Origin of the sequence: Mycobacterium sp. E2479 (assembly GCF_001667925.1) — a bacterium.
Classification (GTDB): domain Bacteria; phylum Actinomycetota; class Actinomycetes; order Mycobacteriales; family Mycobacteriaceae; genus Mycobacterium.
On the sequence record NZ_LZJR01000172.1, the window covers coordinates 1 to 10441 of the forward strand.

General features: G+C 68.1%; 11 protein-coding genes. 4 read left to right on the forward strand and 7 right to left on the reverse strand.

Going from position 1 to position 10441, the window contains the following annotated elements:
- The coding region (locus A5686_RS26165) for a DUF5666 domain-containing protein (protein WP_067940562.1) at positions 1 to 562 on the forward strand (562 nt) is incomplete at its 5' end.
- A gap of 49 nt (positions 563 to 611) precedes the next feature.
- Here the strand turns inward: A5686_RS26165 and A5686_RS26170 are convergent.
- The 7 genes from A5686_RS26170 to A5686_RS26200 are packed head-to-tail and all read right to left on the reverse strand — an operon-like array spanning position 612 to position 6933.
- Complete coding sequence (locus A5686_RS26170; RefSeq protein ID WP_067940564.1) at positions 612 to 959, reverse strand: metal-sulfur cluster assembly factor; 348 nt, start codon at positions 957 to 959, stop codon at positions 612 to 614.
- Positions 934 to 1434, reverse strand: a complete 501-nt coding sequence (sufU, locus tag A5686_RS26175) for a Fe-S cluster assembly sulfur transfer protein SufU (protein WP_156750250.1) — start codon at positions 1432 to 1434, stop codon at positions 934 to 936. Before sufU ends, A5686_RS26170 begins: the two co-directional genes overlap by 26 nt.
- A complete protein-coding gene (locus A5686_RS26180) occupies positions 1431 to 2693 on the reverse strand; it encodes a cysteine desulfurase (protein WP_067940570.1) in 1263 nt (420 codons plus the stop codon). The genes sufU and A5686_RS26180 overlap by 4 nt, the downstream gene beginning before the upstream one ends.
- 1 nt (position 2694) lies before the next feature.
- A complete protein-coding gene (sufC, locus tag A5686_RS26185) occupies positions 2695 to 3504 on the reverse strand; it encodes a Fe-S cluster assembly ATPase SufC (protein ID WP_067940572.1) in 810 nt (269 codons plus the stop codon).
- Positions 3501 to 4712, reverse strand: coding sequence for a Fe-S cluster assembly protein SufD (gene sufD / locus A5686_RS26190; protein WP_067940575.1), 1212 nt, complete (start codon positions 4710 to 4712; stop codon positions 3501 to 3503). Before sufD ends, sufC begins: the two co-directional genes overlap by 4 nt.
- A complete protein-coding gene (sufB, locus tag A5686_RS26195) occupies positions 4709 to 6157 on the reverse strand; it encodes a Fe-S cluster assembly protein SufB (protein ID WP_067940578.1) in 1449 nt (482 codons plus the stop codon). The genes sufD and sufB overlap by 4 nt, the downstream gene beginning before the upstream one ends.
- A complete protein-coding gene (locus A5686_RS26200) occupies positions 6154 to 6933 on the reverse strand; it encodes a metalloregulator ArsR/SmtB family transcription factor (RefSeq protein WP_067940581.1) in 780 nt (259 codons plus the stop codon). The genes sufB and A5686_RS26200 overlap by 4 nt, the downstream gene beginning before the upstream one ends.
- A 109-nt stretch (positions 6934 to 7042) precedes the next feature.
- On the opposite strand from A5686_RS26200, the gene mptB reads away from it, so the two are divergent.
- From mptB to A5686_RS26215, 3 genes are all read left to right on the forward strand, one after another.
- A complete protein-coding gene (gene mptB, locus A5686_RS26205; protein WP_067940584.1) occupies positions 7043 to 8749 on the forward strand; it encodes a polyprenol phosphomannose-dependent alpha 1,6 mannosyltransferase MptB in 1707 nt (568 codons plus the stop codon).
- Positions 8746 to 9711, forward strand: a complete 966-nt coding sequence (locus A5686_RS26210; protein WP_067940587.1) for an ABC transporter ATP-binding protein — start codon at positions 8746 to 8748, stop codon at positions 9709 to 9711. The genes mptB and A5686_RS26210 overlap by 4 nt, the downstream gene beginning before the upstream one ends.
- A gap of 77 nt (positions 9712 to 9788) precedes the next feature.
- A partial coding sequence (locus tag A5686_RS26215; protein ID WP_231986492.1) for an ABC transporter permease occupies positions 9789 to 10441 on the forward strand: 653 nt, incomplete at its 3' end.

The following is a 10441-nucleotide window of genomic DNA, read 5'->3' on the forward strand; positions in this document are numbered from 1 at the left end:
CCCTCCGATCGGGAAGGACTACGTCGAGGGCATGGTGCAGTCGAATTCGAATGGCACGGTCGCGCTCCGCACGCGAACCGGGTCGGCGACGGTTGACTACACACCCCAGACCAGGGTCGTCGACGTCACCCCGGCGAAGCTGACCGATGTGACGCCCGGCAGTTGCGTCAACATCAAAGCCACCCCGCAGAGCGCGCCGCCTCCGGGTGCGATCACCGCCCAGGCGGTAACGGTCACCCAGTCCGCGGACGGCAAGTGCCCACCTCCGGCCGGGTTCTACGGCACGGTCGCCTCGGTCTCGGGCAACACCATCGCCGTCAACGGTTTGGGCCCCGGCGGCCCGGGCGCCTCCACCAACGTGACCGTCGCCGACTCGACCTCATACCAGCGGCAGACGCCGTCGGATACCCAGGCGATCACGAACGGTAAATGCATTGGGGCCCAAGGAACTCAGGATGGCGGCGTCCTGCACGCGGCGATGATCAGCGTGGAGACGTGCCCGCCGATGGGGCACCCACACCACCACCTGCATCTGCCCCATCTCCCGCACATCCACCTCTAGGCCACGCCGAAAGCCGCGGCCGCGCCACAGGCGTGGGAACCGAGCGGACTCAGACGGTGAAGCCGAGGGCGCGCAATTGCTCGCGGCCGTCCTCGGTGATCTTGTCCGGACCCCACGGCGGGTTCCACACCCAGTTGATCCGCAGGTCGTCGACCAAGCCTGCCCCCACCAACGCACTGCGCGACTGGTCTTCAATGACGTCGGTCAGCGGGCAGGCCGCCGACGTCAGTGTCATGTCGATGAGGGCAACGGTTCCGTCGTCGCCCGCCTCGACGTTCAGCCCGTAGACAAGCCCGAGATCGACTACGTTGATGCCGAGTTCGGGGTCTACGACGTCACGCATCGCTTCCTCGAGGTCGGCAAGGAATTCGTCATCCCGCGCGGTGGTGTCGCTCATCTGTATCCTCCTGAAGGTCCGCGTCCTGGCCCGAATAAGCTTTGGCCAAAGCATCTTTGAACGCCATCCACCCCAACAGGGCGCATTTCACCCGTGCTGGGTATTTGGCCACCCCGGCGAACGCAATCCCGTCGCCCAGCACGTCCTCGTCGCCCTCGATGGCGCCGCGGGAGGACACCATCTCGGTGAACGCTGCGATGGTCTTGAGCGCCTCGCCGACGCTTTGACCGATCACCTGCTGGGTGAGCACCGAGGTCGCCGCCTGGCTGATCGAGCAACCCTGCCCGTCATAGGACACGTCGGCAACCGTTTCACCGTCCTCGGACAGCGTGACCCGCAGCGTGACCTCGTCACCGCAGACCGGGTTGACATGGAACACCTCGGCGCCGAACGGCTCCCGCAGCCCGCGATGCTGCGGGTGCTTGTAGTGGTCCAGGATCACGTCCTGATACATCTGCTCGAGACGCAATGTCAGCCTCTCCCAAAGAAATCCAGAGCGCGGCGCACACCGGCAACCAGACGCTCCACCTCCTCGGAGGTGTTGTACACCGCGAATGAGGCCCGAGCGGTGGCCGCCACGCCGAACCGGCGGTGCAGCGGCATGGCGCAGTGGTGACCCACGCGCACCGCGACGCCCTCGTCGTCGAGCACCTGCCCGACGTCGTGCGCGTGCACGCCGTCGACCACGAAAGACACCGGCGAGGCGCGGTTCTCCATGGACGTCGGGCCGAGGATGCGCACGGCATCGATGCCGGATAGCCCGTCGATGGCCGCGGCGACCAGCTGGTGCTCGTGGGCCTGCACGGCCACCATGCCGATGGCGCTGAGGTAACGGGTGGCCGCGCCCAATCCGACTACCTGCGACGTCATCGGAGTGCCGGCCTCGAACCGCTGCGGCACCACCGCGTAGGTCGATGCCTCCATGGTCACGGCTTCGATCATCGAGCCGCCGGTCAAGAACGGCGGCAGGGCCGACAGCAGCTGACGGCGGCCATAAAGAACGCCGACGCCGTTGGGGGCCAGCATCTTATGTCCGGAGAAGGCCGCGAAGTCCACATCGAGCGCGTGGAAGTCGACCGGCTGATGCGGCACCGACTGGCAGGCGTCCAGCACGGTCAGCGCGCCCACCGCCCGCGCCCGACTGACCAGCTCGGCGACCGGCGCCACCGTGCCGGTCACGTTCGAATGATGGGTGAAGGCGACGACTTTGACGCGTTCGTCGAGCTCCAGTGAGTCGAGGTCGATGCGCCCGTCGTCCGTGACGCCGTACCAGCGCAGGGTCGCCCCGGTGCGCCGGGCGAGTTCCTGCCACGGAACCAGGTTGGCGTGGTGCTCGAGTTCGGTGGTGACGATGATGTCGCCCGGTCCGACAGCACGCTCGAAACGCTTGTCCCCCAGCACATACGACACCAGGTTGAGCGCTTCGGTGGCGTTCTTGGTGAACACCAGCTCGTCGCACTCGGCGCCCACGAACGCCGCGATGTCCGCCCGCCCCTGCTCGTAGGCGTCGGTGGCCTCCTCCATCAGCTGGTGCGCACCGCGGTGCACCGCGCCGTTGGAGGTGAGCAGGAATTCGCGCTCGGCGTCGAGTACCTGCAGCGGCCGCTGCGATGTCGCGCCGGAATCCAGATATGCCAGCGGATTTCCGCCGCGCATGACGCGCTTGAGGATCGGGAAATCGGCGCGGATGGCCGCGACATCCAGGGGTGAGACCGCCGCGGAGGATGTCGCCATGTCAGGCTCCGGTTGCCGCCGCTTGGGAAAAGCGGACGTAGCCGTTCTGCTCGAGCTCGTCGGCCAGCTCCGAACCGCCGGATTCGGCGATGCGCCCGCCGACGAACACGTGCACGTATTCGGGGTGGATGTAGCGCAGAATGCGGGTGTAGTGCGTGATCAGCAAAATGCCGCCACGCACCGGCTGGCCGGTGCCATCGTCCCAGCCGGTCTCCGCATAACGGTTCACACCCTCGCTGACCACCCGCAGCGCGTCGACGTCGAGTCCCGAGTCGGTCTCGTCGAGGATGGCGATCTTGGGCTTGAGCAGTTCCAGCTGCAGGATCTCGTGGCGCTTCTTCTCGCCGCCGGAGAAACCCTCGTTGACGCTGCGCTCGGCGAAGGCGGGATCGATCTCGAGCGAGCCCATCGCCGCCTTGACCTCTTTGACCCAGTGCCGCAGCTTCGGGGCCTCCCCGCGCACGGCGGTCGCCGCCGAGCGCAAGAAATTGGACACCGAGACGCCGGGCACCTCGACGGGATACTGCATGGCCAGAAAGATTCCGGCCCGGGCGCGCTCGTCGATGCTCATCGCCAGCACGTCCTGACCGTCCAGCGTGATGGAGCCAGAGGTCACCGTGTACTTGGGGTGGCCGGCGATGGCGTAGGACAGCGTCGACTTGCCCGAACCGTTGGGGCCCATCAATGCGTGTGTCTCACCGGATTTCACCGTCAGGTCGACGCCGTTGAGGATGGGGATCTCGCGCTCGGACTCGGCGGCGTTCGGGTTGACGACGCTGACGTGCAGATCTTTGATTTCCAAAGTGGTCATGAGGTTGCTGTTTCCGTCTTTTCCGTTATGGCCAGTTCGTGTTCGATGGCTGCGGTCAGGCGTTCCCGGATCTCGGGCACCGCGATCTTGGAGATGATCTCGGCGAAGAAGCCGCGGATCACCAGGCGGCGCGCCTGCTCCTCGGGGATGCCGCGGGAACGTAGGTAAAACAGTTGCTCGTCGTCGAAACGGCCGGTGGCGCTGGCATGTCCGGCCCCGATGATCTCACCCGTCTCGATCTCCAGGTTGGGCACCGAGTCGGCGCGTGCCCCGTCGGTCAGCACCAGGTTGCGGTTCACCTCGAAGGTGTCGGTGCCGGTGGCTTCGGCGCGGATCAACACGTCGCCGATCCAGACGGTGCGCGCGTCGGGCAGCGCGGAGTGCGGATCACCTTGCAGCGCACCCTTGTACAACACGTTCGACTTGCAGTCGGGCTGGGCGTGGTCCACCAGCAGCCGCGACTCCAGGTGCTGCCCGTCGTCGGCGAAGTACAGGCCGAGCAGCTCGGCGTCGCCGCCGGTGCCCAGATACCGCACGTTGGCGGTCATCCGCACCACCTCGCCGCCGAGCATGACGGCGACGTGGCGCAGCACCGCGTCCTTGCCTAGCTTGGCGTGATGCATGCTGACGTGCACGGCGTCATCGGCCCAGTCGGCGAGCCACACCACGGTGAGCCGGGCGGCGTCGTCGACGACGAATTCGACGTTGTCGGCCAGGGTTCCGCTGCCCCGCTGGTCGATGACGACGACCGCCTCGGCGAGCTCGGCCACCCGGATCTGCAGGTGCCCGTAGGCCACCGCGCCCTCGCCGGGCCCGTTGACGGTGACACCGATCGGCTCGGCGACTCGGGTGTCGCGCTCGACGGTGATCAGGGTTGCTGAGTTGAACGACGAAAACGCTTGGGCGGCAACCCGGTCGGTCGGTACGCCGCCCTGGCCGAGCCGCTCGTCGCCGCGGCGTACGGTCTCGACCCGCACGCCGGGCTGTTCGCTGATGCTGATCTCGGCTTTGCCGGTGGCGCGCGCCGAGCCGTCGTGCAGCCCCCGCAGCCGGCGCAACGGGGTGAACCGCCAAATTTCGTCGCGACCGTGCGGGACCTCGAACGCGTCCACATCGAACGAGGAGAACAGCTCCCCCTTATTCAATCCGGTAAGCGAACTCCCCTTCGACGGCTTCTCCAAAGCTGAAGTCACGTTGTCGGCGGTCATCCGACAGCGCCCTCCATCTGCAGCTCGATCAGGCGGTTGAGCTCCAGCGCATACTCCATCGGCAGCTCTTTGGCGATCGGCTCGACGAAGCCGCGGACCACCATGGCCATCGCCTCGTCCTCGGTCAGGCCGCGGCTCATCAGGTAGAACAGCTGGTTCTCGCTGACCTTGGACACGGTGGCCTCGTGGCCCATGGTGACGTCGTCCTCGCGGATGTCGACGTAGGGGTAGGTGTCACTGCGGCTGATCGTGTCGACCAGCAACGCATCACATTTCACGCTGGAGCGCGATCCGTGCGCGCCCTTGTTCACCTGCACCAGTCCGCGGTAGGAGGTACGGCCGCCGCCGCGCGCCACGGACTTGGACACGATGTTGCTCGACGTGTTGGGCGCCAGGTGCAGCATCTTTGCACCCGTGTCCTGGTGCTGGTCCTCGCCGGCGAATGCCACCGACAACACCTCGCCCTTGGCGTGCTCGCCGGTCATCCAGACCGCCGGGTACTTCATGGTGACCTTCGACCCGATGTTGCCGTCGATCCACTCCATGGTGGCGCCGGCCTCGGCGCGGGCCCGCTTGGTGACCAGGTTGTAGACGTTGCCCGACCAGTTCTGGATCGTCGTGTAGCGAACGCGCGCATTGGGTTTCACGATGATCTCGACCACCGCCGAGTGCAGCGAGTCCGACTTGTAGATGGGCGCGGTGCAGCCTTCGACGTAGTGCACGTAGGAGCCCTCGTCGGCGATGATCAGCGTCCGCTCGAACTGGCCCATGTTCTCGGTGTTGATCCGGAAGTAGGCCTGCAAGGGGATGTCGACGTGCACCCCCTTCGGCACGTAGATGAACGACCCGCCGCTCCACACCGCGGTGTTCAACGCCGAGAACTTGTTGTCCCCGGCCGGGATCACCGTGCCGAAGTACTCCTGGAAGATCTCGGGGTGCTCGCGCAGACCGGTGTCGGTGTCGAGGAAGATGACGCCCTGGGCCTCCAGATCCTCGCGGATCTGGTGGTAGACCACCTCGGATTCGTATTGGGCCGCAACGCCGGCGACCAGACGCTGCTTCTCGGCCTCCGGGATACCCAGGCGGTCATAGGTGTTGCGGATGTCCTCGGGCAGGTCCTCCCACGAGGCTGCCTGCTTTTCCGTCGAACGCACGAAGTACTTGATGTTGTCGAAGTCGATGCCCTCCAGGTTCGAGCCCCACCCCGGCATCGGCTTGCGATCGAAGATGCGCAGCGCCTTCAACCGCGTCTGCAGCATCCACTCGGGCTCGTTCTTCTTCGCCGAGATGTCGCGAACGACGGCCGGCGACAGGCCGCGCTGGGCGCTGGCCCCGGCGACGTCGGAGTCCGACCAGCCGTAGCCGTACCGCCCCAGCGAGGCGATCGCCTCTTCCTGAGTCAGCGGCGCGGTAGCCGTCTTGCTGGCCTCGGGGGTGAGTGTCATCGAGACGCTCCTTTGATGCTCGTGGTGTCGGTCATATGGCGCGGGCTGGGCGCCTGAGTCAGGGGTACGTGCGTGGTGCAGGCGCAGTCGCCGTTGACGATGGTCGCCAACCGCTGGACGTGCGTCCCCAGCACCTCGGCCATGGCGTGCTGTTCCGCCTCGCACAGCTCGGGGAATTCCTCGGCGACGTGCGACACCGGGCAGTGGTGCTGGCAGATCTGCACGCCGTGGATCGGCCCGCCGACCTGCGCGGTGGTGGTGACGTAGCCGGCCTTGGTCAGCGCGGTGGCGATCCGGTCGGCCGTCGCCTCGACGTCGGTGTCGGCCGCGCTGTCGGCCGCGGGAACGTCGGCCAAAATGGTGTCGATGCGCCGCCGGGCGAAGGCCTGCACCGCCTCTTCACCACCGATCTCGCGGAGCTGCCGCATGGCCGCGGCCGCCAGGTCGTCGTAGGCGTGGTCGAGCTTGGCCCGCCCGGCCGCGGTGAGCCGATAGCGCTTGGCGGGACGCCCGCGTCCCACCTGCTGCCACGCCGCGGGCGCGGTCGACTCGGCGTCGCCGGCCTCGATGAGGGCGTCGAGGTGGCGGCGCACGCCGGCGGCCGCCAGACCCAGCCGGCCACCGATCTCACCGGCGGTGATCGATCCGGACTCCAGCAGCAGGCGCACGATCGCGCGGCGGGTGTGACCATCCGGCACCGGTGCGCCGACGTCGGCCATGCCGGGAGCGACGCCGCCGCCCCCAGTGGCCCCATCGGGGCTGGTTCGGATTTTCACAACACCAGTGTGACGCAATTCCGGGGATCGGTCTAGCAAGGGTCCCCTCTGTACGCGTTGCACTGGTCACACCGCCGAGTCGGCTCACCGCGGGGGCTACGCTGCTCTGATGGCAGCCCGCCACCACACGCTGAGCTCATCGATCGCGAGTCTGCACGGCGATGAGCAAGCAGTGGGCTCGCCGCTGAACGATACCGAGCTCACCGCGCTGCGCCGCACCCGCCTGTTCGGCGCGACCGGCACCGTGGTGATGGCGATCGGCGCGCTCGGCGCCGGGGCCCGGCCCGTCGTCCAGGACCCCACGTTCGGGGTCCGGTTGCTCAACCTCCCATCGCGGATCCAGACCGTGTCGCTGACCATGACGACCACCGGCGCGGTGATGATGGCGCTGGCTTGGTTGATGCTCGGTCGGTTCGCCCTGGGGAGTCGGCGGATGTCGCGCGGCGAACTGGACCGAACCCTGCTGCTGTGGGTGCTGCCGCTGCTGATCGCCCCGCCGATGTACAGCAAGGACGTCTACTCGTATCTGGCGCAGAGCCAGATCTCGTTGGAAGGTCTGGACCCGTACCGGGTGGGGCCGGCTTCGGGACTCGGCCTGTCCCATATCTTCACGCTGTCGGTACCGACGCTGTGGCGCGAGACGCCCGCACCTTATGGCCCGCTGTTCTTGTGGATCGGGCGCGGCATCTCGGCGATCACCGGCGAGAACATCGTCGCCGCCGTGCTGTGTCACCGGCTGGTCGAGTTGCTGGGCGTGGGACTGATTGTCTGGGCGACGCCGCGGCTGGCCCGGCGCTGCGGCGTCGCCGAGGTCAGCGCGCTGTGGTTGGGAGCAGCCAATCCGCTGCTGATCATGCACCTGGTGGCCGGCGTGCACAACGAGGCGCTGATGCTGGGCCTGATGCTGGCCGGGGCCGAATTCGCGTTGCGCGGCGTCGATGCACCTCGGTTGCTGCCCGCGTCGTGGAAGCGGTTGGGCCCGGACTGGGAGCCGCTGGGGATGCTGGTCGCCGGCGCCGTCCTGATCGTGTTGTCGTCGCAGGTGAAGCTGCCCTCCCTGCTGGCGCTGGGCTTCGTCACAATGGCGCTGGCCCACCGCTGCGGTGGGACCCTGCGCGCGCTGCTGCTGACGGGCGGCGGCATGGCGGCGTTGTCGCTGGTGGTGATGGCACTGGTGGGCTGGGCCAGCGGCCTCGGGTTCGGCTGGATCTACACGCTGGGCACCGCCAACGTGGTGCGGAGCTGGATGTCGCCGCCCACGCTGCTGGCACTCGGCACGGGGCAGGTGGGAATCCTGCTGGGCCTAGGGGACCACACCACGGCGGTACTGGGGCTGACCCGCGCGATCGGGGTGCTGATCATCACGGTGATGGTGGCCTGGTTGCTGCTCGCCGTTTTCCGCGGCCGGCTGCACCCGATCGGCGGACTGGGTGTCGCGCTGGGCATCACGGTGCTGCTGTTCCCCGTCGTGCAGCCCTGGTATCTGCTGTGGGCGATCATTCCGCTGGCCGCCTGGGCGACCCGCACGGGCTTCCGGGTGGCGGCCATAATCATCAGCTTGGTCGTCGGGATCTTCGGCCCGACCGCCAACGGCGACCGGTTCGCGCTCTTCCAGATCATCGACGCCACCCTGGCCAGCACCGTCATCGTCCTCGCGCTCATCGGGCTGACGTATACCCGAATGCCGTGGCGCCGCTCCCCGGTCCAGGGCGCCGAGACCGATGGCCGACCCGTCAGCGGCACGAAGGTGACGCCGGCCACACCGTCGCCCCCCCAGCCCACGCCGGCGCGCGACGCCTACGCTGATTCCACGTGAGCTCGGCCTTTCCAGAATCGCGCGTATCTCCTGAGGCAGTGGTGCGGCTGCGCGGGGTCACCAAGAAATACGGATCCGGGGCGACGGCCGTGGAGGCCGTCTGCAACCTCGACCTCGACGTGCACGCCGCCGAGGTGGTGGCCCTGCTCGGCCCCAACGGCGCCGGGAAGACGACGACGGTCGAGATGTGCGAGGGCTTCGTGCGTCCGGACGCCGGCACCATCGAGGTGCTCGGCCTGGACCCGATAGCCGACAACGCGCGGCTGCGCACCCGCATCGGGGTGATGCTGCAGGGCGGCGGCGCCTACCCCGCGGCCCGCGCCGGAGAGATGCTGAACCTGGTGGCGGCCTACTCCGCCGACCCGCTGGACCCGGCGTGGCTGCTGGACACGCTCGGCCTCACCGACGCCGCCCGCACCACCTACCGACGACTCTCCGGCGGCCAGCAGCAGCGTCTGGCGCTGGCGTGCGCGCTGGTCGGCCGCCCCGAACTGGTGTTCCTCGACGAGCCCACCGCCGGCATGGACGCGCACGCCCGACTGCTGGTTTGGGAGCTGATCGACGCCCTGCGCCGCGACGGCGTGACGGTGGTGCTGACCACCCACCAGCTCAAGGAGGCCGAGGAGCTCGCCGATCGGCTGGTGATCATCGACCACGGAGCCATGGTGGCCTCCGGTACGCCCACGGAGCTGATGCGCAGCGGGGCGAAGGACCAGTTGCGATTCAGCGCGCCGCCGCGCCTCGATCTGTCGTTGCTGTCTTCCGCGCTGCCGGAGGACTACAAAGCCACCGAGGTGACGCCGGGTGAGTACCTGGTCGAGGGGCACGTCGACCCCCAGGTGCTGGCAACCGTCACGGCGTGGTGCGCCCGGATCGACGTCCTGGCCACCGACCTGCGCGTCGAGCAACGCAGCCTCGAGGATGTGTTCCTCGACCTCACCGGCAGGAAGTTAAGGCCTTGACGCACAACGAGACTGGATCGAACGCCTTCCCCGCGGGCATCTTCGCTCCCGACCCACGGCCCAGCGCGGTGCCGAAAATGCTCGCCGCGCAGTTCGGTTTGGAACTCAAGCTGCTGCTGCGCAACGGCGAACAGCTGCTGCTGACCATGTTCATTCCGATCACGCTGCTGGTCGGGCTCACGCTGCTGCCGCTCGGCGCGTTCGGCCAGCAGCGCGCGGCGACCTTCACGCCGGTCATCATGGCGCTGGCGGTGATCTCGACGGCGTTCACCGGTCAGGCGATCGCGGTCGCCTTCGATCGGCGCTACGGCGCGCTCAAGCGGCTCGGCGCCACCCCGCTTCCGGTCTGGGGCATCATCGCCGGCAAGTCACTCGCGGTGGTCACCGTCGTGTTCCTGCAGGCAATCCTGTTGGGCGCCATCGGTTTTGCGCTGGGCTGGCGACCCACGCCGGCGGCCCTGGTGCTGGGCGCGGGCGTCATCGCACTGGGTACCGTGGTCTTCGCGGCGCTGGGCCTGCTGCTCGGCGGGACGCTGCGCGCGGAGATCGTGCTGGCGGTCGCCAACCTGATGTGGTTCGTCTTCGCGGGCCTTGGCGCGCTGACGCTGGAGACCGGGATCACCCCGACGGCGGTCAAGCTGGCCGCGCGGCTGACCCCCTCCGGCGCGCTCACCGAGGCGCTCTCGCAGGCGATGACGATGTCGGTGGACTGGTTCGGTGTGATCGTGCT